23 protein-coding genes are annotated in these 24,562 nt (G+C 73.7%); 14 read left to right on the forward strand and 9 right to left on the reverse strand.

All coding sequences use genetic code 11. The features are described 5' to 3' along the window. From hisH to arr, 4 genes are read left to right on the forward strand one after another with little or no spacing between them, the layout of a single operon-like run. Entirely contained in the window at nt 1-645 is a 645-nt protein-coding gene (hisH, locus tag IG63_RS0116450) for an imidazole glycerol phosphate synthase subunit HisH (RefSeq protein WP_030485443.1), read from the forward strand. A gap of 7 nt (nt 646-652) precedes the next feature. After that, nucleotides 653-1,384: a bifunctional 1-(5-phosphoribosyl)-5-((5-phosphoribosylamino)methylideneamino)imidazole-4-carboxamide isomerase/phosphoribosylanthranilate isomerase PriA gene (gene priA, locus IG63_RS0116455; RefSeq protein ID WP_030485444.1), complete on the forward strand. Its 732-nt coding sequence runs from the start codon at nt 653-655 to the stop codon at nt 1,382-1,384. Then, the gene (hisF, locus tag IG63_RS0116460) at nt 1,381-2,142 is read left to right on the forward strand and encodes an imidazole glycerol phosphate synthase subunit HisF (RefSeq protein ID WP_030485445.1); all 762 of its coding nucleotides are present in this window, start codon (nt 1,381-1,383) and stop codon (nt 2,140-2,142) included. The genes priA and hisF overlap by 4 nt, the downstream gene beginning before the upstream one ends. 32 nt (nt 2,143-2,174) lie before the next feature. Next, nucleotides 2,175-2,600 (forward strand): NAD(+)--rifampin ADP-ribosyltransferase, encoded by a 426-nt coding sequence (gene arr, locus IG63_RS0116465; RefSeq protein ID WP_425411794.1) that lies wholly within the window; start codon nt 2,175-2,177, stop codon nt 2,598-2,600. A 479-nt stretch (nt 2,601-3,079) separates the two neighbouring features. Here the strand turns inward: arr and IG63_RS23660 are convergent, their stop codons facing one another. The 4 genes from IG63_RS23660 to IG63_RS0116485 form a co-directional block, all read right to left on the reverse strand. After that, nucleotides 3,080-4,396 (reverse strand): HNH endonuclease signature motif containing protein, encoded by a 1,317-nt coding sequence (locus IG63_RS23660; protein WP_030485447.1) that lies wholly within the window; start codon nt 4,394-4,396, stop codon nt 3,080-3,082. A gap of 396 nt (nt 4,397-4,792) precedes the next feature. Then, entirely contained in the window at nt 4,793-5,605 is an 813-nt protein-coding gene (locus IG63_RS0116475; protein ID WP_051707025.1) for a septum formation family protein, read from the reverse strand. 11 nt (nt 5,606-5,616) lie between these two features. Next, on the reverse strand, nt 5,617-6,375 hold the full coding sequence (locus IG63_RS0116480) for a septum formation family protein (protein WP_245604473.1): 759 nt from the start codon (nt 6,373-6,375) through the stop codon (nt 5,617-5,619). A 66-nt stretch (nt 6,376-6,441) separates the two neighbouring features. After that, a complete protein-coding gene (locus tag IG63_RS0116485) occupies nt 6,442-6,978 on the reverse strand; it encodes a flavodoxin family protein (protein WP_030485450.1) in 537 nt (178 codons plus the stop codon). A gap of 219 nt (nt 6,979-7,197) precedes the next feature. On the opposite strand from IG63_RS0116485, the gene IG63_RS0116490 reads away from it, so the two are divergent. After that, complete coding sequence (locus IG63_RS0116490; protein ID WP_030485451.1) at nt 7,198-8,667, forward strand: sensor histidine kinase; 1,470 nt, start codon at nt 7,198-7,200, stop codon at nt 8,665-8,667. Nucleotides 8,668-8,794: 127 nt separating this feature from the next. Further along, entirely contained in the window at nt 8,795-10,525 is a 1,731-nt protein-coding gene (gene leuA, locus IG63_RS0116495) for a 2-isopropylmalate synthase (protein WP_030485452.1), read from the forward strand. On the opposite strand, the gene IG63_RS21730 is transcribed toward leuA, so the two are convergent. Both IG63_RS21730 and IG63_RS21735 read right to left on the reverse strand, forming a co-directional pair. Next, nucleotides 10,512-12,956 (reverse strand): PAS domain S-box protein, encoded by a 2,445-nt coding sequence (locus IG63_RS21730; protein WP_169741813.1) that lies wholly within the window; start codon nt 12,954-12,956, stop codon nt 10,512-10,514. The two genes, leuA and IG63_RS21730, sit on opposite strands and share 14 nt — an antisense overlap. Before the next feature lie 63 nt (nt 12,957-13,019). Next, nucleotides 13,020-15,830 (reverse strand): PAS domain-containing sensor histidine kinase, encoded by a 2,811-nt coding sequence (locus IG63_RS21735; protein ID WP_051707027.1) that lies wholly within the window; start codon nt 15,828-15,830, stop codon nt 13,020-13,022. A gap of 72 nt (nt 15,831-15,902) precedes the next feature. Here IG63_RS21735 and IG63_RS0116510 point away from each other — a divergent pair, with 72 nt between their 5' ends. Together IG63_RS0116510 and recO are read left to right on the forward strand one after the other, a co-directional pair. Further along, on the forward strand, nt 15,903-16,769 hold the full coding sequence (locus IG63_RS0116510; RefSeq protein WP_084597274.1) for an alpha/beta fold hydrolase: 867 nt from the start codon (nt 15,903-15,905) through the stop codon (nt 16,767-16,769). A gap of 154 nt (nt 16,770-16,923) precedes the next feature. Continuing rightward, the gene (recO, locus tag IG63_RS0116515) at nt 16,924-17,670 is read left to right on the forward strand and encodes a DNA repair protein RecO (protein ID WP_030485456.1); all 747 of its coding nucleotides are present in this window, start codon (nt 16,924-16,926) and stop codon (nt 17,668-17,670) included. On the opposite strand, the gene IG63_RS0116520 is transcribed toward recO, so the two are convergent. Together IG63_RS0116520 and IG63_RS0116525 are read right to left on the reverse strand one after the other, a co-directional pair. Beyond that, nucleotides 17,654-18,175, reverse strand: a complete 522-nt coding sequence (locus IG63_RS0116520; protein ID WP_245604474.1) for a gluconokinase — start codon at nt 18,173-18,175, stop codon at nt 17,654-17,656. The genes recO and IG63_RS0116520 overlap by 17 nt on opposite strands. Then, nucleotides 18,172-19,554, reverse strand: a complete 1,383-nt coding sequence (locus IG63_RS0116525; RefSeq protein WP_030485458.1) for a GntP family permease — start codon at nt 19,552-19,554, stop codon at nt 18,172-18,174. Before IG63_RS0116525 ends, IG63_RS0116520 begins: the two co-directional genes overlap by 4 nt. Nucleotides 19,555-19,658: 104 nt before the next feature. Here IG63_RS0116525 and IG63_RS0116530 point away from each other — a divergent pair, with 104 nt between their 5' ends. The 4 genes from IG63_RS0116530 to IG63_RS0116545 are packed head-to-tail and all read left to right on the forward strand — an operon-like array spanning nt 19,659 to nt 22,526. Further along, nucleotides 19,659-20,456 (forward strand): isoprenyl transferase, encoded by a 798-nt coding sequence (locus tag IG63_RS0116530; protein ID WP_051707028.1) that lies wholly within the window; start codon nt 19,659-19,661, stop codon nt 20,454-20,456. 38 nt (nt 20,457-20,494) lie between these two features. After that, the gene (locus IG63_RS0116535) at nt 20,495-21,430 is read left to right on the forward strand and encodes an ABC transporter ATP-binding protein (RefSeq protein ID WP_036195956.1); all 936 of its coding nucleotides are present in this window, start codon (nt 20,495-20,497) and stop codon (nt 21,428-21,430) included. Further along, complete coding sequence (locus tag IG63_RS0116540) at nt 21,427-22,281, forward strand: ABC transporter permease (RefSeq protein WP_030485461.1); 855 nt, start codon at nt 21,427-21,429, stop codon at nt 22,279-22,281. The genes IG63_RS0116535 and IG63_RS0116540 overlap by 4 nt, the downstream gene beginning before the upstream one ends. Further along, nucleotides 22,278-22,526 (forward strand): helix-turn-helix transcriptional regulator, encoded by a 249-nt coding sequence (locus IG63_RS0116545; RefSeq protein ID WP_030485462.1) that lies wholly within the window; start codon nt 22,278-22,280, stop codon nt 22,524-22,526. The genes IG63_RS0116540 and IG63_RS0116545 overlap by 4 nt, the downstream gene beginning before the upstream one ends. Here the strand turns inward: IG63_RS0116545 and IG63_RS0116550 are convergent. Next, the gene (locus tag IG63_RS0116550) at nt 22,501-23,235 is read right to left on the reverse strand and encodes an aspartate/glutamate racemase family protein (RefSeq protein WP_030485463.1); all 735 of its coding nucleotides are present in this window, start codon (nt 23,233-23,235) and stop codon (nt 22,501-22,503) included. The genes IG63_RS0116545 and IG63_RS0116550 overlap by 26 nt on opposite strands. A gap of 76 nt (nt 23,236-23,311) precedes the next feature. Between IG63_RS0116550 and IG63_RS0116555 the strand changes: the two genes are divergently transcribed. Both IG63_RS0116555 and IG63_RS0116560 read left to right on the forward strand, forming a co-directional pair. Beyond that, nucleotides 23,312-24,181, forward strand: a complete 870-nt coding sequence (locus IG63_RS0116555; protein ID WP_157210245.1) for a LysR family transcriptional regulator — start codon at nt 23,312-23,314, stop codon at nt 24,179-24,181. After that, nucleotides 24,182-24,559, forward strand: a complete 378-nt coding sequence (locus IG63_RS0116560; protein WP_030485465.1) for a hypothetical protein — start codon at nt 24,182-24,184, stop codon at nt 24,557-24,559. It abuts the gene before it with no gap. Nucleotides 24,560-24,562 lie beyond the last annotated feature (3 nt).

Below are 24,562 nucleotides of genomic sequence, written 5' to 3' on the forward strand. Positions count from 1 at the left end.
GTGCCGTCGGTCACCGTGCTCGACTACGGGTCGGGCAACCTCCGCTCCGCCGTGCGCGCCCTCGAGCGCGCGGGCGCCGACGTGACGCTCACCGCCGACCGGCAGGCCGCCGTCGAGGCCGACGGGCTCGTCGTCCCCGGGGTGGGTGCCTTCGCCGCCTGCATGGCCGGGCTCCGCGCCGTCCGCGGGCCCGAGACCATCGGACGCCGCCTCGCCGGCGGTCGCCCGGTGCTCGCGATCTGCGTCGGCCTGCAGGTGCTCTTCGAGCGCGGGGTCGAGCACGGCGTCGAGACCGAGGGCTGCGGCGAGTGGCCCGGCACGGTCGAGCGGCTGCAGGCCCCCGTCGTACCGCACATGGGGTGGAACACCGTCGAGGTGCCGCACGACGCCGAGCGCCCGTCGACCCTCTTCGCCGGCATCGAGGAGGAGCGCTTCTACTTCGTGCACTCCTACGGCGTGCGCGAGTGGACGCTGCAGACCAACGACCGCACCCGCGCGCCCCTGGTCACCTGGGCCTCCCACGGCGGTGACCGCTTCGTCGCGGCCGTCGAGAACGGCCCGCTCAGCGCCACCCAGTTCCACCCCGAGAAGTCCGGCGACGCCGGCGCCCAGCTGCTCCGCAACTGGGTCGACTCGCTCTCCTGAGGACCCGATGACCTACCTCCAGCTCCTGCCCGCCGTCGACATCACCGAGGGCCGTGCGGTCCAGCTCGCCCAGGGCGTCGCCGGCTCCGAGCGCGTCTACGGCGACCCGGTGGCCGCCGCGCGGCGCTGGCAGGACGCGGGCGCCGAGTGGCTCCACCTGGTCGACCTCGACGCCGCCTTCGGCCGCGGCACCAACCGCGAGCTCCAGGCCGAGATCGTGGGCGCCCTCGACATCGACGTCGAGATGAGCGGCGGCATCCGCGACGACGAGTCGCTGGAGGCCGCGCTCGCCACCGGCTGCCGCCGGGTCAACATCGGCACCGCGGCCCTCGAGCAGCCGCAGTGGTGCGCCAAGGTCATCGCCGAGCACGGCGACCGGATCGCGATCGGTCTCGACGTGCGCGGCCGCACCCTCGCGGCCCGCGGCTGGACCCGCGACGGCGGCGACCTCTACGAGGTGCTCGCCCGGCTCGACTCCGAGGGCTGCGCGCGCTACGTCGTGACCGACGTCAACAAGGACGGCATGCTGCAGGGCCCCAACCTCGACCTGCTGCGCGACGTGTGCGCCGCCACCGAGGCGCCCGTGATCGCCTCCGGCGGCGTCACCACCCTCGCCGACATCGAGGCCCTCATGGGCCTGGTCGAGATCGGTGTCGAGGGCGCCATCGCCGGCACCGCGCTCTACGAGGGCCGCTTCACGCTCGAGGACGCGCTCGCCCTGACGCTGAGCGCGCTGTGAGCCTCGCCGTCCGCGTCATCCCCTGCCTCGACGTCGACGCGGGGCGGGTCGTCAAGGGCGTCAACTTCCAGGAGCTCCGCGACGCGGGCGACCCCGTCGAGCTGGCCAAGCTCTACGACGCCGAGGGCGCCGACGAGCTGACCTTCCTCGACATCTCCGCCAGCCACCAGGGCCGCTCGACCACGATGGAGATCGTCTCCGCGACCGCCGAGCAGGTCTTCATCCCCCTGACCGTCGGCGGCGGCGTGGGCAGCGTCGATGACGTCGACCGGCTGCTGCGCGCGGGCGCCGACAAGGTCGCCGTCAACACCGCCGCGATCCGTCGTCCGGAGCTGGTCGCCGAGATCGCCGACCGCTTCGGCAACCAGGTGCTGGTGCTCTCGGTCGACGCCCGGCGGGCGCCCGGCACCGAGAGCGGCTTCGAGGTCACCACCCACGGTGGCCGCGAGTCGGCCGGCCTCGACGCCGTCGCCTGGGCCGCCCGAGCCACCGAGCTCGGCGCCGGTGAGATCCTGCTCAACGCCATGGACGCCGACGGCACCACCGACGGCTTCGACCTCGACCTGATCCGCGCCGTACGCCGCGAGGTCAGCATCCCCGTGATCGCCAGCGGCGGCGCCGGCGCGCTGGAGCACTTCGCGCCGGCCGTCGACGCGGGCGCCGACGCCGTCCTCGCCGCCACCGTCTTCCACTTCGGCACGCTGCGCATCGGTGAGGTCAAGCAGTCGCTGGCCGCCGCCGGCCACCCCGTGCGCTGACCCCGGCCGCACCGACGCGGCCCTGCCAGACTGTGCGCGTGGCCAAGGCACTGGACGAGGGGCCGTTCTTCCACGGCACGAGGGCCGACCTCCGCGTGGGCGACCTGCTCACGGCGGGCCACCGGTCCAACTACCGGCCGGAGGTGGTGATGAACCACGTCTACTTCACCGCCCTGCAGGACGGCGCCGGCCTCGCCGCCGAGCTCGCCGCCGACCTCGCGGCTGACGACGCCGCCCCGCGGGTCTATGTCGTGGAGCCCACCGGTCCCTACGAGGACGACCCCAACGTGACCGACAAGCGCTTCCCCGGCAACCCCACCCGCTCCTACCGCACCCGCGACCCCCTCCGCGTGACCGGCGAGGTCACCGACTGGCCCCGCCTGACCCCCGAGGCCCGCCAGGCCTGGCGCACCCGCCTCGCCGCCCTCGCCGCCGACGACGCCGAGATCATCAACTAGACCCGACCGGGTCCCGGCGCGGGTGGTCGACGAAGGCGCGCGGCCCGACCCCGGGTGGTCGAAGGAGCGCAGCCCGACCCCGGGTGGTCGAGGAAGGCGCGCAGCGCCTGTCTCGAGACCCGGTGACGTGCGCAGGCGCGTGGGGTCTCGACAAGCTCGACCGCCGGCCCCCGGGTGGTCGAGGAAGGCGCGCAGCGCCTGTCTCGAGACCCGGTGACGTGCGCAGGCGCGCGGGGTCTCGACAGGCTCGACCGACAGGGCCCGGGTGGTCGAGGAAGGCGCGCAGCGCCTGTCTCGAGACCCGGTGAGATGTGCAGGCGCGCGGGGTCTCGACAGGCTCGACCGACAGGGCCCGGGTGGTCGAGGAAGGCGCGCAGCGCCTGTCTCGAGACCCGGTGAGCCAGCGTGCGGGGTCTCGAGACGGTTGCTGCGCAACCTCCTCGACCACCCGGGCGGTCGGCGGGGTGGGTCGAGGTTGGTCAGCGGTGGGTGGCGAGGGGTGCGCGCGAGGTGGGGACGACGGAGTAGGTCTTGGCCTGCGGGCTGGTCCAGTCGTAGGTGCCGTCGCGGCGGCGGACGTAGGTCCAGCCGGCGTGGGTCTTGGCGCGGTGGTGACGCCTGCAGAGTGGCGCGAGGTTCGAAGGTCGCGTCTGGTCGGGCGGACCAGCGGGGTCGTAGGGCCGGATGTGGTCGAGGTCGCAGGAGCGCGAGTCACGCTGGCAGCCGGGGAAGACGCACGTCGCGTCCCGCAGGATCACCTGCTCGCGCATCGCCGGTGGCGGGTCGTGACGGTCGACCGAGGCATCAGCACTCAGGTCGATGACCGGCCGCACTCGGACCGCGACGCCGTCGACGGCGTGACGGGCGAGCCAGCCAGCGAAGAGGTCGGCGGAGAGGGCGCCGAGTCGCTCGAGCACCACGACGCCCTGATCGTCGGCGAGGTCTGACGGGGTGAGGTGGACGTTCAGGTCGAGGGTCCCGGCACCGCGAGGCCCAGAGTCGGTGGTCTCCCCGCTCATGAGGTCTAACGCGTGCTGCGGGTCCGCGAGGACGCCGACGGCCTTGGCGCGGCGGACGTCGAGGACGTCGGTGTCACCCAACTCCTTCAGGTCCGCGGCGAGCCGGCCGACGGTGGTGTCGAACGCCAGCGCATCCGGGGTGTCGAGCGTCAGGTGGACGTCGGTGACGGCGGGTGCGCGGCCGTCGCGCTGCAGCCACACCCCACGACGTGCCTGCGCCTCGTCCTCATCCGCCCGGGCGCGGTCGGGGTCGGCGTGCAGTCGTGCCTCGTGCACCAGCCGGGCAGCACCGGCGGCAGAGAGCTGCTCGAGCCGGTCGGGCACGGCGCACAGCAGCCGGTCCGCGTGCAGCGCGGCGTCCAGGCTCAGATCGCGGGTCTCCCGGGAGATCGCCCTAGCGCGCCACACCGCGATCCGCCCCGCGCACATCAGCTCCCACAGCCGCGGGAGCCGGAAGGCCAGCTCCAACGTGTCGCCGAGCAGCTGCTGGGCGTGCTCGGCCGGGCGGTTGAGGGCTCCGGCCAGCTCGAGTGGTGCTGCTGCGGCGACGAGCGGTGCGCCGTCGCCGGCCAGCGGGATCGGGCCACCTACGTCGTTGCCGAGGACGAGGCCGTCGTCGCCCCAGCCGGCGTAGGCCGCACCCTCGGCAGCGGGGTGCAGCAGCGCCCACTCCAGCGCGAGGCGCAGCTGCCGGACCTGTACCTCGTGCTCCTCGGCGCGGGCCGCGACGAGGACGTCGAGGACCTGGCGCTTCGGGTGGTGGGGGTGCGGCTCCATGGGGAGATTCTACTATTGAGATGCGACAGTAGAACGTGTGTTCGAGGATCTGTGCATAACTTCACGGGCTGGGTTGCGGGGTCTCGAGACGGTCGCTGCGCGACCTCCTCGACCACCCGAAGGGCGCAGGTGGGGTGAGCCCCGCGTATGCGCCCTTCGAGGCTCGCTGCGCTGCCACCTCAGGGACCCGCGCGGCCGGGTGGTCGAGGAAGGCGCGCAGCGCCTGTCTCGAGACCTGGTGAGCGGGCGGCGTACGGGGTCTCGAGACGGTCGCTGCGCGACCTCCTCGACCACCCGAAGGGCACGGGTGGGGTGAGCCCCGCGTATGCGCCCTTCGAGGCTGTTGCGCTCGCACCTCAGGGACCCGCGCGGCGGACGACGCGTGCGGGGTGAGCGTCAGGTGGGGGTCCAGCAGTAGCCGTAGCGCTGGCCGGCGTCCCACTGGGCGCGGGTGGGCCACTCGAAGGCCCAGGTGAGCTCCAGGGAGCCGCCGGAGGCGTCGGAGGCGAGGTCCTGGCAGGTGCTGTCGGCCTGGTCGGTCACGGCCTCGTCGAGGAAGGGGGCGTCGGGGGGGAGGTCGACGACGTCGAGGGCACGCCAGGTGTGGGGCTGGGCGCAGGCGACGCGGCGGAAGTCGTCGGCGGCGGGGGAGGCGGTGCCGCAGGTGCCGAAGGTGTCGAGAGCGCCCTCCCGGTCGAGCATGCCGCGGAAGCGTGGGGGGAGCGGGACCAGGCGCTCCTCGGAGCCGACCGCGACGACGTCGCAGCGCACCCAGTCGGCGCCGGCCTGCACCTGCTCGTCGGACGGGGTGAACCACACCACCTGCAGCCGTGAGAGCCGCTGCGTCCGCTGGTCGCCACCGGCCCGCTCCAGCAGGGAGCGCGGGCAGGTCTCGGCGAGGCGGCGCTGCGCGGCGGGGGAGTCGACGGCGAGCAGGTGGCCGTCCTCGACGAGGTCGAGGGGCCGGACGTCCACCGTCACCGAGGTGTGTCGCCGGGCACAGTCGACGGCGGCCTCGTCGTCGGCGGTGGGACGGGCGGCGGCGTCGAGGCTGATCCGGTGGCACTGACCGGCCTGCGGCGGCGGGTCGGGCTCGGGTGCCTGGCTCGGGGTGGCCGGCGCCGAGGCACTCGACTCGGCCTCGGGCTCGCCGGCGCAGCCCGTGAGCAGGAGGAGCAGGGCCGCCAGCAGGACCGACGTGCCGCGCATCGGTCGCCCTCTCACTGCCTCGCCCAGCACACCGACCTCCGGTTGCCCGCCTGCCACTCCGCCTCGCGGAACCAGGTGTAGCCGAACTCGTACTCCACCGGGTAGTTCAGCCACGCGACCACCGAGTCGGAGCAGAAGTCCCGCGAGCGCACCTGCACCTCGCGGTCACCGGGATAGGGGTCGTCCGGACCGCCGAGCTTGATGGTCGTCACCGCCCTCCAGTCGTGCTCCTGCGAGCACGGCACCTTCTCGGAGCCGGCCACGGTCTCACCCCGGGCGCAGGTCAGCCACTCCTGGGGCGGCTCCGCGCGGAAGAGTCCCTCGACCGTCTCCGGCAGCGGTTCGTACGCCGTCGCGTCGGCGCGGCCGCCGACGGCGTCGCAGCGGTACCAGCGGCGGCCGTCGTCCCACGCGGCCTCGCCGGGGCGGAACCACGCCCAGCTGAGCTGGATCCGCATCGCGAGGCTCTCGTCCGCGCCGAGGAAGCGCTCGAAGGCGCGCTGGCAGCGCGGGTGGATCCAGCGGCCGAGGGCCGGGTCCTCGCGGTCGTCGCCCAGCCTCTCCGGCAGCGTGCCGACGGCGAAGGTCTGCGCGGTGTGCTCGCCGGCGCACCGCACGGGCGCCGCGTCGACGCTGGGTTGCGCCACGTCGTCGGGGGTGACTGCGTAGCACTCGCCCAGCTCCGGCACCCGGTCCGGGGGAGCCTCGGACTCCGGGCGCAGCGGCGCCGAGGAGCAGGCCGTGAGCACCAGCGCCAGCGCGAGCAGCACCGGTGCGAGACGCAGCGCCGGGGGAGGGGTCAGCCCACGCAGGGTCGTGCCGGACAGCGTTCCCCCTCAGCCGGTGAGCAGTGCCGCGATCGTAGCGCCGAGCTCGTGCGCGCGGGCACGGTCCGCCTCGGTCGTCTCGCCGACGACGCCGACCACCTCGAAGGCCTGCCGCCACCCCAGCGCACCGGTCACCGACTGCACCGAGCGCACCGCGCCGGTCAGGTCGTACCTGCCGTGCAGGTAGAGGCCGTACGGACGGCGCGCCGTCGCGCCGCCGGGTCCGTCGCCCCCGGCCGGGGCGCCGTCGTCGTCGAGCGCCCCGCCCACGTGCAGGAAGGTGCTGTCGAAGACGTGCTTGAGGGCGCCGCTCATGTAGCCGAAGTTGGCGGTGGTGCCGAGCAGGTAGCCGTCGGCCGCCAGCAGGTCGTGGTGGTCGGCCTCGCCGCGGGCGAAGGCCAGCGCCTCGAGCACCCGCACCTCGACCTCGGTGCCCGGTGGGAGGTCCTCGTGGACGACGTCGTCGCGACACCCGGCGACCACCGCGTCGGTGAGCTGCCGCGTCGCGGCGGTGGGGGAGTGGTGGACCACGAGCAGCTGCGGCACACCTCGATGATGCACCTCTCTAGACCACACGAGGGGACGAGGAGCGCGTTGGAGGGATCGGGGCCGCCCCGCGCTTACGCTCGGACATACCGACAGAACGGACGACCAGGGAGGCGAGCGTGACCCACCGACGTTTGCCGACGGCGTCCGCGGGGAGGCTCGCTCGGGCCGCCATCGGTGGCGTGTCCACGACGACTCCCGAGACAGGCTGACCACACGATGGACCTCCTCCGCGGCTCCAGGGACGCCGCTGCCGACCCGGCGTCCGAGGTACGCCGCCTGCGCCGGCAGCTGCGCCGCGAGCAGGCGCGACGGCTCGCGGCCGAGAGCATCGGCGAGCGGGCCACCGCCGACCTCTACGACTCCGTGCGCCAGCTCCGCTCGGCCCAGGCCGAGCTGCTCGAGCGGGCCGACCAGGCCCGGGTCGTCCACGAGCTGGCCCGAGCACTGCGCCAGGACCTCGACTCCGCGCAGCTGGTCAACCGCGCCGCCGAGTCGGTCGGCCAGGCGACGGTCGTCGACCGCTGCGACGTGCTGCTCGTCGACGCCGAGCGGTACGCCGCGGTGCGCGGCACCTGGAGCAACGGCCCCGACGCGGCCGCCCTGCCGCAGCCGAGCTCCTTCGTCGACCTGCCCGAGGAGCTGACCACGCTGCTGCTCGAGACCGCGTCGCTCCTCGAGCCGCTGCAGATCGACCACGTCGCCGAGGACCCCCGCCTCGGGCTCCACGGCGGTCCGGCGATCGAGCGCGCCCTCGGCATCGCCGCGCTGCTCGCGGTCCCCATCGCCGTCGGCGACGAGGTCGTCGGGTGGCTGCTGCTCTCCTCGATCCGCCCCCGGGGCTGGCAGCCGCGCGAGGTGGCCATCTGCCAGGGCGTCTCCCACGACCTGGTCGCCTCGCTGGTGCAGGTGCAGGCCTTCGAGCAGCAGCGCGAGTCCGTGCGCCGCCTCGAGGACCTCGACCGCGCCAAGGACGCCTTCATCTCCACGGTCTCCCACGAGCTCCGCACGCCGCTGACCAGCATCGTCGGCTATCTCGAGCTGATGGCCGAGGGCGGCATGGGGGCGCTCTCCGAGGAGGCGTCGCAGGGCATCGGCATCATCGCGCGCAACGTCGACCGGCTGCGCGCCCTCGTCGAGGACCTGCTCGCGCTCTCGGCCTACGACTCCGAGCAGGTGAGCCTCGACTTCCGGCCGGTCGACCTGGCCGCGGTCGTCGCCGAGTGCCGCCAGATGCTGGCGCCGGCCACCGTCGCGAGGCAGCTCGAGGTCGTGGTGGTCAGCGAGGGCGAGGTCAGCCCGGTGACCGGTGACCCGGTGCAGCTGGAGCGGGTGCTGCTCAACGTGCTCACCAACGCCGTGAAGTTCAGTCGCGCGGGCGGGACCATCACGGTGCGTCTCGGCGTCGACGAGGACGACGTGGTCGCCAGCATCGCCGACGAGGGCATCGGGATACCCGAGGCCGAGCTCGACCGCATCTTCTCCCGCTTCTTCCGCTCCTCCCTCTCGGTCGCCGACGAGATCCAGGGCACCGGGCTCGGCCTCGCGCTGGTGCAGTCGATCGTGGAGTGGCACGGCGGCACGGTCGAGGTCGCCTCCGAGGAGGGGTGTGGCACGACGGTCGTGCTGCGGCTCCCGCGGCACCAGCCGGCCGACCAGTCCGCCGACTGGCCCAGCGTCACCTGTTAAAGTCGCCTCCGTGCACCGCGACCGCCTCCTCCTTGGCTGCCGCAGCGGGTCCTGACCGGCCGGACCTCCCGCTGCGGAGAGCCTCGCGTGCCCGGCACCTGACGCTCCCCAGCACCTCGGAGGAACCATGATTCTGCACCCCCACGCCCACGCCCAGCGCCCCAGCGGGATGCCCATCCACCGCTACCGCGCCTTCCCGCCGGTCGAGCTGCCCGACCGGACCTGGCCGCAGCAGACCATCACCCAGGCCCCTCGCTGGCTCTCCACCGACCTGCGCGACGGCAACCAGGCGCTGATCGACCCGATGAGCCCGGAGCGCAAGCACCGGATGTTCGACCTGCTGGTGGCGATGGGCTACAAGGAGATCGAGGTCGGCTTCCCGAGCGCGAGCGAGACCGACTTCTCCTTCGTGCGCCAGCTGATCGAGCGCGACAAGGTGCCCGACGACGTGACCATCTCGGTGCTGACCCAGGCCCGCGAGGACCTGATCGAGCGCACGACCGAGTCGCTCGTCGGCATCCACCACGCCAACATCCACCTCTACAACGCCCTGGCGCCGCTCTTCCGCCGCGTGGTCTTCCGCGCGGACCGGCAGGAGGTCAAGGACATCGCGGTGCGCGGCACCGAGCTGTTCATGAAGTACGCCGAGGCCAACCTGTCGCAGACGGTGATCGGCTACGAGTACTCCCCGGAGATCTTCACCGGCACCGAGCTGCCCTTCTCCGTGGAGGTCTGCGAGGCGGTCTCCGACGTGTGGCAGCCCGACGACGACCGCGAGATCATCCTCAACCTGCCGGCGACCGTCGAGATGTCGACGCCCAACGTCTACGCCGACCAGATCGAGTGGTTCTCCCGCCAGCTGACCCGGCGCGAGCACACCACCATCAGCCTGCACCCCCACAACGACCGGGGCACCGCCGTCGCGGCCACCGAGCTGGCGCTGATGGCGGGGGCCGACCGCGTCGAGGGCTGCCTCTTCGGCCACGGCGAGCGCACCGGCAACGTCTGCCTGGTCACCCTGGGCATGAACCTCTTCAGCCAGGGCGTCGACCCCCAGATCGACTTCTCCGACATCGACGAGATCCGCCGCACGGTGGAGTACTGCACCCAGCTGCCGGTGCACCCGCGGCACCCGTACGCCGGCGACCTCGTCTACACCGCCTTCTCCGGCTCCCACCAGGACGCGATCAAGAAGGGCCTCGAGGCGCTCGAGACCGAGGCCCGCGAGGCCGGTCACGACGTCGCCGAGCACGCGTGGGAGGCGCCGTACCTGCCGATCGACCCGAAGGACGTCGGCCGCAGCTACGAGGCGGTCATCCGGGTCAACAGCCAGTCCGGCAAGGGCGGCGTGGCCTACGTGATGAAGTCGGAGCACAAGCTCGACCTGCCGCGCCGGCTGCAGATCGAGTTCAGCCGCGCCGTGCAGGCCAACACCGAGTCGACGGCCGACGGCCAGGGCGGCGAGATGTCACCCGCCGCGATCTGGGACTCCTTCCGCAGCGAGTACCTCGACCGCGAGACGCCGCTCCGGCTGGACTCCGTGCACACCTCCTCCGCGGCGGGCGAGCGCGACCAGCTCACCGTGGGCGTCCACGTCGACGGCGAGGTCCGCTCGCTGACCGGTGAGGGCAACGGCCCGATCGCCGCCTTCGTCGACGCCCTCAACGGCCTCGAGCACGGCTTCGACGTGCGGGTGCTCGACTACGCCGAGCACGCCCTGTCGTCGGGCGGCGACGCCATCGCCGCGGCGTACGTCGAGTGCGCCGTCGGCGACCAGGTGCTGTGGGGGGTGGGGCTGGACGCCAACATCGTCACGGCCTCGCTGAAGGCCGTGGTCTCGGCGGTCAACCGGCGCTAGCCAGCCGCGCGTCGCGCACGGCCAGCGGCAGCCGCACGGTGAAGGTGCTGCCCTCGTGGGGCGCCGAGCGCACCATGATGTCGCCGCCGTGCTCGGTCACGATGCGGTGGATGATGGAGAGCCCGAGACCGGTGCCGGGGATCGCGCGGTCCTGGGCGTTGCTCGAGCGGAAGAACTTGGTGAAGAGGTCGGCCTGCTCGTCCTCGGGGATGCCGATGCCGGTGTCGCTGACCTCGATGACGGCCCTGGTGCCGCAGCGGTAGAGCCGGCAGCCGATGCTGCCCTGGTCGGGGGTGAACTTCACCGCGTTGCTGAGCAGGTTGACCAGGACGCGGTCGAGGTGGCTGGGGTCGCCGGTCACGGTCAGCGGCCGGTCGGGCAGGTCGAAGGAGACCTGCAGGCTGCGGCCGGCGATCAGGGGGGCAATCGCCTGCTGCGCCTGCTGGGCGACCTCGCCGAGGTCGACCGGCTCCTCCGCCCACGTCGTGCGGTCCTGGGAGTCGAGGCCGGCCAGCACGAGCAGGTCGTTGGCCACGGCGATGAGCCGCTCGCCGTTGCGGGCGATGACGTCGAGCAGCGCGCCCTGCTCCTCGCTCACCTCGCCCGCGGAGCCGTCGCGCAGCATCTCGGTGTAGCCGACGATGCTCGTCGTCGGGGTGCGCAGCTCGTGGCTGACGGTGGAGACGAACTCGTTCTTGGCGTCGTCGACACGACGCAGCCGCTCGACCGCGTCGCGCTCGGTGTCGAGCGCGCGCACGAGCGCCTCGTGGATCGAGCGCATCGCGGTGACGTCGCGGGCGAGCACCAGGTAGCCGACGTGCTCGCCGGCGCCGTCGGTGACCGCGCTGACGGTGGTCGAGACCGTCAGCGTGCGGCCGTCGTCGGGTCGCCTCCAGGTCCAGTCGCGGGTGATCGGCGGGCCCGGGAGCGCGTCGCGCTGGGCGGCCCGGGCGGCCTGCCCGAGGTCGCGCCGCAGCGTCTCGGCCAGCCTCGGTGACAGCAGCGTGTCGAGGTGGTGGCCGACCACGTCGTCCGCGGAGACGCCGAGCAGGTCCTCGCCGGCTCGGTTGACCAGCGTGACGACCAGGTCTTTGTCGATGGAGACCATGGGCGCCGCCATCGGCGCCTCGAAGAGGTGCTCCACGAGCTGGCGCGAGGTCAGCTCGCTGGTGACGTCGGTCGCGGTGCACACGACGTGCGTCATCTCGCCGCGGGCGTCGCGGACGACGTTGTTGTTCCAGACCACGCGCAGCCGGTGACCGTCGCGGTGCACCAGGTCGGCCTCCCGCAGCTCGGGCACCCCGGACCCGTCCCGCGGCCCGAAGAAGGCGCGCACCAGCTCGCGGCGCTCCACCGGCACCATCGGCAGCTCCCAGAAGCGCTGGCCGACGGCGCTCTCGGCGCTGAAGCCGGTGAGCCGCTCCAGCGCCTCGTTGACCTGCTGCACGACGCCTCGATTGTCGGAGACGACGATGATCGCCGCAGTGGTGGCGAGCGTGGTGCTGCTCAGCTGCCGCTCGAGGTCGATGCGCCGGAGCAGCTCCAGCCGCTGCGCCGAGGCCAGGGCGGTGGGCAGGGTCAGCAGGGCCATGCAAATGAGGTACATCTGCACGTTGGCGCCGGCGAGCAGGTGGTGCGACCCGGCACGGTCGCTGAAGAGCGCGATCGGGCCGAGGCCGTGGCTGGTGGCCCACGTCGCGATGGCCGCGACCAGGAAGACCTCCACGGCGGCGACGAAGGGGTGGAAGCGCACCGCCGCCCACACGAGCAGCGGCAGCGGGACGAAGAGGGGTGCGAGCGAGCTGCTCGTGCTGAGGGTGGCGCCGAGCGCCACCGCCACCAGGCCGGCCTGCACGGCCAGCTCGGCGCGACGGCGTACGTCGACCGGGCGGCAGGCGGGGATCAGCAGCAGCGGCAGGATCACCAGGGTCGCGGCCAGGTGCGACGGGGTGACGGTGCGGGCGGTCTCCCACACGGGCTGGCCGAGCACCGCCATCGTCAGCGCCGCCCCGGCGCCGAAGGTGAGGGCGCCGGCGGCCGCGGCCAGGAAGAGCCGCAGGTAGTCGTCGGTGTCGCGGAGGGGCACCCGGGCGTCCGGGTCGTGCCGGTCCAGCCGGTGCAGGCGGTGCAGGACCATGCCCACGGCGAGTGCCTCGGCGGCGTTGGTGAGGCCGAGGCCGACGCCGACGCCGAGCGGGCGGCCGCCCAGGCCGTTGGCGGCGAAGGTGACCACGGCGATCGCCGGCACCAGCGCCGGCCACCAGCGGCGCGGTGAGAGCAGCAGGACGCCGCAGGTCGCGCCGGCGGCAGGCCACCAGGTCGCGACGGCGCTCGGGTCGGGGCGCAGCACCAGCGCCGTCACGCCGAGCGCGAACGCCACGACGAGCAGCACGACGGCGCGCACGGCGGCGACCCGAGAAGCGGCACTCACGTGCGCCATTCTCGTCTCGGAACCCGCAGTCCGGGCAAATTCGGACAATCCATCCACTCAGGGCTAGACCAGACGCGCGGGGGCCGGGGTCCGCGCCAGCGGGATGGAGATCGAGATCGCGGTGCCCTCGCCGTGCGTGGAGCGCACCGCCACCCGCCCCTCGTGGCTCTCCACGATCGACTTCACGATCGCCAGGCCGAGGCCGGAGCCCTGGATCGCCTGCTCCTGCGCCTCCTCGGATCGGAAGAAGCGGTCGAAGACGTGGTCGAGGTCGCTCGAGGGGATCCCCCGCCCGGTGTCGCGCACGGTCACGGTCGCCGTGCGCAGACCGGGGTCGGCGCTGAGGGTGGTCTCGATGCGCCCGCCGTCGGGGGTGAACTTCACGGCGTTGGTCAGCAGGTTGGTGACCGCCCGCTCGAGGTGGCTCGGGTCGCCGACCACGACCACCGGATGCGGGGGCAGCTCGACCTCCCAGGCCAGGTGACGCCCGCTCGCAGGTGGCTGCACCGTCCGGACGCTCTCGGCGACGACGTCGCGCAGGTCGAGCTCGTCGCCGCGCGGTGAGCCGCCACCCCGGTCGAAGGCCGCCAGTGCCAGCAGGTCGTCGGCGAGGGAGAGCAGCCGCTCGCCGTTGCGCGCGATCACCTCGACCATCCGCTGCTGCCCGGTGCCGAGCTCGCCGACCACGCCGTCGGCCAGCATCTCGGCGCTGCCGATGATGCTGCTCATCGGCGTCCGGAGCTCGTGGCTGACCGTCGAGACGAAGTCGTCCTTGGCGCGGTCGAGCTCCTGCAGCCGCGTGACGACCTCCCGCTCGCGCCGCAGCGCGTTGACCAGGATCTCCTGGTTGCGACGGGTCTCGGTCACGTCGCGCACCACGAAGAGGTAGGCGTGCACCGCGCCCTGGTCGCTGCGCACCGCGCTGCAGGTCATCGAGACCCGCAGCGGGTCGCGTCCGTCGGGGAGCAACAGCCAGTCGGTGGTGCTCGGTGCCGACTCCGGTCCCTCGTGGCGCACGAGGTCGGCGAAGTCGGGCGGTCCCGAGGGCTGCGGCTCGGGACGCATCTCGGGTGACTCGGCGGGCGGTGGTCGCAGCAGCGTCGCCAGCGGCAGTCCGCGCGCCCGCTCCGCCGACAGCCCGACCAGGCGCTCCGCCCCCACGCTGAACATCGTGATGCCGCCCTGGAGGTCGGTCCCGACGAAGGCGAGCGAGGTGACCGAGCGCAGCAGGTGCTCCACCACACCTGCGCTCTCACGGGCCTCGGTGACGTCGGTGGCGCTGAAGACCAAGGTCGTCACGGGCTCGCCGGTCTCGGCCGACGCCTCCACGAAGGCGGCGTGCGCGTACTCCAGGGTGCGGCTCTCGCCGGCCTTGGTGACCACGGTCATCTCCCCGGACGGCGGCACGGGCAGCACGTTGGTCACGGCGTCGAGCACCGAGAGGCGGAGGTGGTCGGGGATCAGGACCTCCCAGAGCGGACGACCGACGAGCTCGCCGGCGGCGTACCCCGTCAGCCGCACCGTCGCGGCGTTGACGGCCATCACGGTGCCGGCGACGTCGGTGACGACGATGAGGCTGGCCGCGGTGTCCATCACCGCGCGCGTCCAGGTGCGCTCGGCCTCGAGCCGGTGCTGCAGCCGGTGGCGTGCCGTGAGGTCGACCAGCGTGAGGGAGAGCAGCGGGGTGCCGCCGCGGGTCGTGAGCAGCGAGCAGTAGCCCTCGAGATGGGTGAGCGGCGTCCCCGGCACCGGCACCGGTCCCGCCCAGCCCCCGAAGGCCTCGATCGGTCCCGCGGTCAGCGAGGCGACGAGCTCGGGCACCTCGAGCACGTCGAGCAGGTCCTGGCCCTGCAGCTCCTGGCCCGGGCGGTCCAGCAGCTCGAGGGCCTCGCGGTTGGCCAGGTCGATGCGCAGTCGGCCGTCGACGTGGGTGCACAGCAGGACCGGCAACCCCGAGCGGGTGAAGGCCCGGCGGTAGGTCGCCTCGCTCTCGAGCACCTGGCGGACCGCGCGCTCGCGCTCGTGCATCGCCATCGCGAGCGGGAGCGCGACCAGCACGCAGACCAGCAGGTAGACCTGCGACACCTGCACGTGGACGATCTCGGGGTCGCCGGGCCCGGCGAGGCGCAGGGGGAAGGCGGCTGCCGTCGCCGTGACCGTCACGGCGAGCGCGACCAGGAGCACCAGCACGGCGCCCAGCTGGTGACGTGCGGCCGCCCAGACGACCAGGGGGAAGGGCAGCGCCAGCAGCAGCAGGCCGGTGAGGCCACCGAGCGCCCCGCTGAGCGCGAGCACGACCAGGAGGCAGGTGAGCACGCCGTGGGCTGCCGCCTCGCGCGCACCGCTCGTGGGCAGCACCCGCTCGACCATCACCAGTGGGGCCAGGACGAGCACCGAGACGCCGTGCGCCAGGACGAGCACCGGCAGCATCTCGGTCGCGGAGGCGCCCAGCGCGGCGGCGTACGTCGCGGCGACGCCAGCCCCGCCGACCACGGCCCCGGCCAGGGCGGCGACCACGAGCGCCAGCACGTCGGCGAGCCGGTCGAGCCGTCCGCCGGTGAGCCGCCGCAGCAGCAGGGCGACGACCGCCGTCTCGGCCACGTCGGCCAGGCCCAGCAGCGCGCTGGTGGCCGGCCCGCGCCCGGCGACCAGGTTGCCCAGCGCGAACGAGATCAGCAGCGCGCCGAGGACGACCGGCAGCCGCCGGCGCGGCGCCAGCAGCGCTGCGGCCACCCCGAGTCCCGCGGCCGGCCACCAGGTGCCGAGGGTGTCAGTGCTGCTCCCCACGGCCACGGCGCCCCAGGTCGCCAGGCTGGCGGCAGCCACGAGCGCGGCGGCCGTGCGGGGGCGAGGGGGGAGCCAACCGGTGCTCACGCGACGATTCTGGCGCCACAGCAGGGAGTTGGTGCGGCATTCGGGCCACCGTGGTGTGCCAAGGTGACGCCCATGAGCCTGGTCTCCGAGCGCATCGGGCAGTTCTTCCACGACGGTCACCGCCTGGAGTACACCGAGTACGGCGGCGGCGAGGACTGGGTGGTGCTGCTCCACGGGCAGCTGATGCCGCGCCGCATGCACGAGCCGCTGGCCCGTCACCTCGCTTCGCAGGGGGCGCACGTCGTCACCCTCGACCTCCTCGGGCACGGTCGCTCCGACCGCCCCGACGACCCCCGGCTCTACTCCGTCACCGCCTTCGCCGAGCAGGTCGTCACCCTGCTCGACGAGCTCGGTGCCCCCGCCGCGGTGGTCGGGGGCACCTCCCTGGGGGCCAACGTCAGCCTCGAGGTCGCCGCGATCGCGCCCGATCGGGTGCGCGGCCTGCTGTGCGAGATGCCGGTGCTCGACAACGCGCTCGAGGCGGGGATCCTCGCCTTCGGCCCGATGCTCTTCTGGGCGCGCTTCGTGCCGGTCACCGTCCGCGCCGTACGCCGGGTCACCCGGGCGGTGCCGCGGGGGCTGGTGCCCTTCTGGGCCGGCATCGCGCTCGACACCTGCGACCAGCGGCCCGCGGCGATGGCGGCGACGATCCACGGCATCTTCTTCGGGCGCATCGCCCCCGCCTCGGCCACGCGGCGGCGCATCGAGGCGCCCGCCATGGTGGTGGGCCACCCCAGCGACCCGATCCACCCCGCGGCCGACGCCGCGATGCTCGCCGCCGAGCTGCCGCACGGGGAGTTCGTCGAGGCGCAGTCGCTCCTGGAGTGGCGCGCCCGCCCCGAGCGGCTGCACGCGCTGGCCGCCGACTTCGTGTCCCGCTGCTTCGCGACGGCTCCGCTGCAGGACGCCGGGCGGACGGCTTCTCCCACCGCCCGGTGACTCCGCCGGCCGTGCGCCGGACGACTGCTACACGAGCGTCGCCGTACGACGCCCCCACCGACCCTCACGTGGCACTCGGCGAATTCACCGGCCGGCCGGTGAATTCGCCGGTGTCGCGCGCCGGGGTGTCACCGGCGAGGGGGAGGATGTCCCCATGCCGGTCTACAGCGACGAAGCGGTGGTGCTGCGCACCCACAAGCTGGCTGAGGCCGACCGGATCATCACGCTGCTGACCCGCGAGCACGGGGTCGTGCGGGCGGTGGCGCGCGGCGTGCGTCGTACCTCCTCCAAGTTCGGGTCGCGGCTCGAGCCCTTCACCCACGTCGACCTGCAGCTGGCGATCGGGCGCAACCTCGACACGGTCACGCAGGCCGAGACGCGGGCGCCGTACGGCGCGGCGATCGCGGCCGACTACGAGCGCTACACCGCGGCGAGCGTGATGCTCGAGACCGCCGAGCGGCTGGTCTCGGAGGAGCGCGAGCCCTCGGTGCAGCAGTACCTGCTGCTCGTGGGCGCCCTGCGCACCATGGTGGCGGGGGAGCACCGCCCCGGTGACGTGCTCGACGCCTTCCTGCTGCGCTCGATGTCGGTGGCCGGCTACGCCCCCTCGTGCTGGGCCTGCGCCAGCTGCGGCCTCGAGGGGCCGCACCGCGCCTTCAGCCCGGGGGCGGGCGGCGCGCTGTGCCCACGGTGCCGGGTGCCGGGCTCGGCCAGCCCCGCCGCCGAGACACTGGTGCACCTCGGGGCGCTGCTCTCCGGCCACTGGGAGCAGGTCGACGCCGCCCACGACCGCCACCGTCGCGAGGCGCGCGGCCTGGTGTCGGCGTACGTCTCCTGGCACCTCGAGCGTGCGCTGCGCTCGATGCCCCTGCTCGCGCGCGAGGTCAGCGGGGAGCGCTGACCTCGGCGAGCGCCGTCCGCACCACCTCGTCGAGCGGTGGGGCGACGTCGACGCGTGCCCCCTGCTCGTCGGGGCCGAGCTCCTCGAGCGTGTCGAGCTGGCTGTCGAGCAGCGAGGTCGGCATGAAGTGGCCGCGTCGCCCGGCGATGCGCTCCTCGAGCACGGCCTTGCTGCCGGCCAGGTGGCAGAAGAAGACCTCGGCGGCGGTGGCCTCGTCGCCGCGGAGCACGTCGCGGTAGGCGCGCTTGAGCGCCGAGCAGGTGACCACGAGGCGGTGCCGCTGCGAGACGGCCTCGCGGATGCGCTCGGCGACCAGCTCCAGCCACGGCCAGCGGTCGTCGTCGGTCAGCGGCGTGCCGGAGGCCATCTTGTCGACGTTGGCCTGGGGGTGGAGGTCGTCGCCCTCGACGAAGCCGGCGCCGAGACTCTCGGCCAGGCGCTCGCCGACCGAGCTCTTGCCGGTGGAGGTGGTGCCCATGACGACCACCACGAGCGGCGCCGTCACGCCAGCACCCACAGCACGCTGGCGCAGGCGAACATCATCAGCCCCAGGGTCGTCTCCATCACGGTCCAGGTGCGCAGCGTCGTCTTCTCGTCCATGTCGAAGAGCCTGCCGACCAGCCAGAAGCCCGAGTCGTTGAAGTGCGAGAGCACGGTCGACCCGCCGGCGATGGCGAAGACGAGCGCCGCGAGCTGCAGCTCGGGCAACCCCGTGGCGGAGGCGGCGACCAGGCCGGCGGTGGTGGTCAGCGCCACGGTCGCCGACCCCTGCGCGACGCGGAGCGCCGTGGCGATGAGGAAGGCCTGCAGCACCAGGGGGAGGCCGAGGCCGCCGAGCGAGGTGGTGAGGGCGTCGCCGATGCCGCTGGTGCGCAGCACGCCGCCGAACATGCCGCCCGCGCCGGTGATCAGGATGACCGAGCAGATCGGGCCGAGGGCGCCGTCGAGCAGTGCCTGCACCTCCGACCGGGAGCCGGCACGGGAGCCGAGCAGCACGATCGCGGCGAGCACGCTGATGAGCAGGGCGACCGGGGTGTTGCCGAGCAGCAGCAGGGTGTCGGCGAGCGCCGACTCCTCGAGGGTGCCCGCCGTGATCAGCGAGCTGACCACGGTGTTGAGCGAGATCAGCACCATCGGCAGCAGGAGCAGCAGCAGGACGACGCCGAAGGCCGGGGCGCGCCGGCCACCGTCGGGGCCGCCGTCGTGGTCACGGACCTCCCCGAGCAGCAGGTCGGTCACCGGCACGTGCACGCGCGCCGAGACGACGCGGCTGAAGAGGTAGGAGCCGACGTACCAGGACACCGCGGCGACCGGCACGCCGACGAGGAGGACCACGCCGATCGAGGCGCCGAGGCTGGCGCTGGCGGCCACCGGGCCGGGGTGCGGCGGGACGATGGCGTGCATGGCGGCGAAGGCGCCGGCCGAGGGCAGGGCGTAGCGCAGCACCGAGCCGCCGAAGCGGCGGGCGACGGTGAGGATGATCGGCAGGAAGACGACCAGGCCGGCGTCGAAGAAGATCGGGAAGGCGAAGATCAGTGAGGCCACGCCGAGGGCGAAGGGCGCGCGCTGCTCGCCGAAGCGGCTGACCAGCGTGTCGGCGAGCACCTGGGCGCCGCCGGTGACCTCGAGCAGGCGACCGAGCATCACGCCGAGCGCGACGAGCAGCGCGACGGAGCCGAGCGTGGTGGAGAAGAACTCGATCATCACCGCCGGCACGTCGCCCAGCGGGATGCCGGCCGCGACCGCGGTGACCGCGCTGACCACGATCAGGGCCAGGAAGGCGTGCAGCCTGACCACCATGATCAGCACCAGCAGCAGGGCGACGGCGGCGGCGGCGATGACCAGCATGACGGGCGTGGAGTACGCCGGTTCGAGGGCTTCCATGGCGACGCAGTGTCCCAGGGCGACCAGGTCAAACTCCGCAGCCGCGCCCAGGAGCCCGCCGCTCGCTCGCACGCGTCGTCCGGCGACCTCCTAGGGTGACCCGCATGCCTCGCTCGCGGACGCGTGTCCCCGGCCCGCCGCACACCCCGCGACCGCCGACGCCGCACCCCTCCGGAGCGACGCCGCCCCCGGTGCCGGCCGACCTGGTGCCCGAGCACGTCGCGATCGTCATGGACGGCAACGGTCGCTGGGCCAAGGACCGGGGCCTGCCCCGCACCGCCGGGCACACCGAGGGGGAGTCGTCGCTCTTCGACGTGGTCGAGGGGGCGATCGAGATCGGCGTCAGGGCCATCTCCGCCTACGCCTTCTCGACCGAGAACTGGTCGCGCAGCCCCGAGGAGGTGCGCTTCCTGATGGGCTTCAACCGCGACGTGATCCGGCGCCGCCGCGACGAGATGCACGAGCTCGGCGTCCGAGTGCGCTGGGCCGGTCGCGCACCGCGGCTGTGGCGCTCGGTGGTCAAGGAGCTGCAGGTCGCCGAGGAGCTGACGCGCGACAACGACGTGCTGACGCTGACGATGTGCGTCAACTACGGCGGGCGCGCCGAGGTCGCCGACGCCGCACGGGCGCTGGCCCAGGACGTCGCCGACGGCCGGCTCCGCCCGGGCAGGGTCGACGAGCGCACCTTCGCCCGCTACCTCTACGTGCCCGAGCTGCCCGACGCCGACATGGTCTGGCGCACCTCGGGGGAGCAGCGCCTCTCCAACTTCATGCTCTGGCAGGCGGCGTACAGCGAGCTGGTCTTCACCGACGTGCTGTGGCCCGACGTCGACCGGCGGCACCTGTGGGCGGCCATCGAGGAGTACGCCGGTCGCAGCCGGCGCTACGGCGGGGCGTCGTAGTCTTGCGGCCGATGTAGCAGACCTACTACATTCGTCGCATGACTGCGGCGCAACCGGTCGTGCAGGTCCGCGATCTGCGGATGGCCTACGGCGACAACCTGGTGCTCGACGGGGTGGAGTTCGACATCCGGGCGGGCGAGGTGCTCTGCCTGCTCGGGCCCAACGGGGCGGGCAAGACGACCACGATCGAGATCCTCGAGGGCTTCCGCACCCGCTCGGAGGGCGAGGTCAGCGTGCTGGGCGAGGACCCCGCCCAGGCGGGGGAGTCGTGGCGGGCCCGCACCGGGGTGGTGCTGCAGTCCTGGCGCGACCACCCCCGCTGGACGCCGCGGCGGCTGCTGTCGCTGCTCGGCGGCTACTACGCGCCGTACTCCACCGAGACCGTCACCCGGCCGTGGGACCTCGAGGAACTCATCGACCTGGTCGGCCTGGGCGAGATCGCCGACCGCCGGATCAGCACCTTCTCCGGGGGGCAGCGGCGCCGCCTCGACGTCGCGATGGGCATCGTCGGACGCCCCGAGCTGCTCTTCCTCGACGAGCCGACCGCGGGCTTCGACCCGCAGGCGCGGCGAGAGTTCCACGAGATCGTGCACCGGCTCGCGGACCTCGACGGCACCACGATCCTGCTCACGACGCACGACCTGGCCGAGGCCGAGAAGCTGGCCGACCGCGTCGTGGTGCTGGCGGGCGGACGCATCGTGGCCGACGACAGCGCCGACGCCCTCGCGCGACGTGTGTCCGGCGAGGCGCAGGTGACCTGGACCCGTGACGGGGAGCGCTTCGTGCACGCCACCGCCGAGCCCAACGACTTCGTGCGGGCGCTCCTGGCCGAGGAGGCCGCGGGAGCCGGGGAGGTGCTCGACCTGGAGGTCAGGCGGGCCAACCTCGAGGACGCCTACCTGGCCCTGGTCAACCAGCACGAGAGCGGTGCCGCCGCGGCCGCCGCCGTGGAGTTCGCGGAGGTGGCGCGATGAGCGGCGCCACCGTGGGTCACGCCGTGCGTCTCGGCCTGCGCCGCGGCTGGACGGAGTTCGTGCAGAGCGTGCGCAGCAGCCAGGACCAGTGGTTCTACCTCTTCACCGCGGCGCTGGTCGTGGGCTACCTCTGGATCCGCCGCGACGCCGACACCGGCACCGACCTGCCCTTCGCGGCCTTCGCGCTGCCCAGCCTGCTGGGTGGCCTGATCGCCTTCGGCGTGGTGATCGGCCCGGCCTACCAGCTGGCGATGGAGCGCGAGGACGGCACGCTGCTGCGGCACCGCGCGATCCCGGGCGGCATCGTCGGCTACGTCACCGGCTGCCTGCTGGTCAACACCCTCAGCGTGCTGCCCCAGCTGCTGGCCGTGCTCGTCCCCAGCTTCCTGCTCTTCGACGGGCTGATGGCCGAGCCGTCGGGCTGGCTGACGGTCGCCTGGGTGGTGCTGCTGTCGTTGCTCGCGATGATGCCCATCGGCATGGTCATCGGCTCGCTGGTGCCCGGCGTGCAGAAGGTCGGCATGTGGGGGATGCTCCCCATCATGGCGCTGGCCGGCATCTCGGGGATCTTCTACCCGATCCAGCAGCTGTGGGGCTGGGTGCAGGTGGTGGCCCAGGTCTTCCCGATGTACTGGGCCGGGCTGGGCATGCGCTCGGCCTTCCTGCCCGACGGCGCGGCGGCCGCCGAGATCGGCGGCTCCTGGCGCACCTGGGAGACGGTGGCGGTGCTCGGCGGGTGGGCGGTGGTCGGCGTGCTGGTCACCCCCGTGGTGCTGCGGCGGATGTCGCGACGCCAGACCGGCTCCGAGGTCGCGGCGGCGCGCGAGGCGACGATGCAGTGGGTCAAGTGAGCTCCACGCCGGAGGCGGTGCACAACCGCATCTCGCTGCTGCGCGCCGAGCAGGGCGTGAGCCGGCGCGAGCTCGCCGACGCCCTCGGCGTGCACTACCAGACCGTCGGCTACCTCGAGCGCGGCGAGTACAACCCCTCGCTGCACCTGGCGCTCCGGCTGGCCGCCTTCTTCGGCGTGCCCGTCGAGGTGGTCTTCTCCCTCGAGCCCTTCCCGCGCGTCAGCGACCAGACGCACTCGGCGTGAGGGTGCGCCCGAGGGCGACCTCGCCCAGGGCGACCTCCGCGAGGGCGCGCGCGTGGGCGGTCGCACTGTCGATGACGGGCAGGGGGCTGTCGTCGGGTCCCAGCAGCAGGCCGATCTCGGTGCAGGCCAGCACCACGGCCTGGGCGCCCCGGTCGGCCATGCCCTGGATCGCCGCGACGTACGCCGCCCGCGACGGCGCCCGCACGACGCCCTGGGTCAGCTCCTCGAAGACCAAGGGGTCGACCTCCACCCGCTCGGCAGCTCCGGGGACGACGGTGCCGACGCCGTGCGGCGCCAGCCGCTCGGCGTAGAAGGGCTCCTCCATCACCCAGCGCGACGCGAGCAGGCCGACCCGCGTCGCACCCAGCCGGCCGGCCTCCGCGGCGACGGCGTCGGCGATGTGGAGCAGCGGCACGTCGAGGGCGGCCTCGACCTGCGGCGCGACCTTGTGCATCAGGTTGGTGCAGATGGCGACCGCCTCGGCGCCTGCGGCGACGCAGCCCCGTGCGGCGTCGGTCAGCAGCGCGGCGGCGGCCTCCCAGTCGTCGTCGAGCTGGCAGCGCCGCACCTCCTCGAAGTCGAGCGAGCTGAGCACGAGCCGGGCCGAGGCGTGCCCCCCGCGCACGCCCGCGACCCGCTCGTTGATCTCGCGGTAGTACGTCGCGGTCGAGTGCCAGCTCATCCCGCCCACCAGTCCGAGGATCGCCATGCGACGAGCCTGCCGGACGCCCGTGACCCAAGGAATCCCCGTGTTGCTTGGCCCAGGCATAAGCCACACTTGGGTCGTGGACGCGCGACGGGTGCTGCTCTTCCGTGACGTGGTGCGCGCGGGCTCGCTCACCGCTGCCGCCGCGGCGCTGGGCTGGACGCAGCCGGCGGTGAGCCAGCAGCTGCAGCGCCTCGAGCGCGAGGCCGGCTGCCCCCTCCTGGTGCGCGGTCCCCGTGGGGTCACGCCCACCGACGCGGGGGTCGCGCTCCTGGCGCGCGCCGACACCATCGCCGGCGAGCTCCGGCTCGCCGAGGAGGAGGTGGCGGCCGTGGCGCAGCTGCGCGCCGGAAGGGTCCGGCTGGCCGCCTTTCCCTCGGCGGCCGCCACCATCGCGCCCGGCGCCATCGCCTCGCTCACCCGCCGGCACCCCGGCCTCGAGGTCTCGATGGTCGAGGCCGAGCCGGCGGAGGCGGTGGCCGCCGTGCGCGCCGACGCCGCCGACCTCGCCCTGGTCTTCGGGTACGACGCCGCGCCCGGCGACCTGCGCGGCCTGGCCTGGACGCCGCTGACCGTCGAGCCGGTGCACCTGGTGGTGCCTCGCGGGGGTCCCGCGCGGCTGGCCGCCCTGTCCGAGGAGCCGTGGATCGCGGGCTGCCCGCGCTGCCGCACCCACCTGGTCGCCCGCTGCGAGGCGGCCGGCTTCGCGCCGCGGCTGCGCTACGAGAGCGACGACTACGTCATGGTGCAGCACTTGGTGGCGCAGGGGCTGGGCGTCACGCTGCTGCCGGCCTCGGCCCTGGCGGCCTACCGGCACCCGGAGGTGGAGGTGCACGCCGACGAGGCCCTCGGGACGCGCCACGTGGGTCTGGTGCACCGTGCGGGCGCCGAGCAGGTGTCGGCGATCGGGGCGATGCGGTCGTCGTTGCTCGCGGCTATCGTCGCGTAGATGAGGCGGGAGCCCCACGAGAACGTCGCGACCGTGCTGGTCGACCCGTGCGTCCTCACCGAGCTCGAGCTGGCCTGCATGGCCCTCGACCTGAGGTTCTGGCCGGTCCGCACGGCACCGGTGGTCCTCGACGGCGAGCGGGTGGCCTTCCAGGTCCGTCGCCGGCTGCTGCTGGCGCGCCGGGGGGAGTGGGACTGCGCGGCCGACTGGGTGCCGGTGTGGATCGGCTTCGGTCCCACCTGGCAGCGCGGCGAGGACCCGCTGCCCTGGGCCGCGCACGCGGTGCTCTGGGACCTGCTCGGCGGCCACGCTGCGCACGTGCGCTTCCACAAGCGTCTCGGCGGCGTGGCCCGGATGCCCGTGCCCGAGGGTCGCTAGCCC

This window comes from Nocardioides aequoreus, from assembly GCF_000720335.1.
Lineage (GTDB): Bacteria > Actinomycetota > Actinomycetes > Propionibacteriales > Nocardioidaceae > Marmoricola > Marmoricola aequoreus.

Excerpts from the sequence above, each read along its gene's own strand:
- priA (WP_030485444.1), top strand. The coding sequence starts at position 653 with ATGACCTACCTCCAGCTCCTGCCCGCCGTCGACATCACCGAGGGCCGT.
- IG63_RS23660 (WP_030485447.1), bottom strand. The coding sequence starts at position 4,396 with ATGGAGCCGCACCCCCACCACCCGAAGCGCCAGGTCCTCGACGTCCTC.
- IG63_RS0116475 (WP_051707025.1), bottom strand. The coding sequence starts at position 5,605 with ATGCGCGGCACGTCGGTCCTGCTGGCGGCCCTGCTCCTCCTGCTCACG.
- IG63_RS0116490 (WP_030485451.1), top strand. The coding sequence starts at position 7,198 with ATGGACCTCCTCCGCGGCTCCAGGGACGCCGCTGCCGACCCGGCGTCC.
- leuA (WP_030485452.1), top strand. The coding sequence starts at position 8,795 with ATGATTCTGCACCCCCACGCCCACGCCCAGCGCCCCAGCGGGATGCCC.
- IG63_RS0116510 (WP_084597274.1), top strand. The coding sequence starts at position 15,903 with ATGAGCCTGGTCTCCGAGCGCATCGGGCAGTTCTTCCACGACGGTCAC.
- recO (WP_030485456.1), top strand. The coding sequence starts at position 16,924 with ATGCCGGTCTACAGCGACGAAGCGGTGGTGCTGCGCACCCACAAGCTG.
- IG63_RS0116525 (WP_030485458.1), bottom strand. The coding sequence starts at position 19,554 with ATGGAAGCCCTCGAACCGGCGTACTCCACGCCCGTCATGCTGGTCATC.
- IG63_RS0116530 (WP_051707028.1), top strand. The coding sequence starts at position 19,659 with ATGCCTCGCTCGCGGACGCGTGTCCCCGGCCCGCCGCACACCCCGCGA.
- IG63_RS0116535 (WP_036195956.1), top strand. The coding sequence starts at position 20,495 with ATGACTGCGGCGCAACCGGTCGTGCAGGTCCGCGATCTGCGGATGGCC.
- IG63_RS0116540 (WP_030485461.1), top strand. The coding sequence starts at position 21,427 with ATGAGCGGCGCCACCGTGGGTCACGCCGTGCGTCTCGGCCTGCGCCGC.
- IG63_RS0116550 (WP_030485463.1), bottom strand. The coding sequence starts at position 23,235 with ATGGCGATCCTCGGACTGGTGGGCGGGATGAGCTGGCACTCGACCGCG.
- IG63_RS0116560 (WP_030485465.1), top strand. The coding sequence starts at position 24,182 with ATGAGGCGGGAGCCCCACGAGAACGTCGCGACCGTGCTGGTCGACCCG.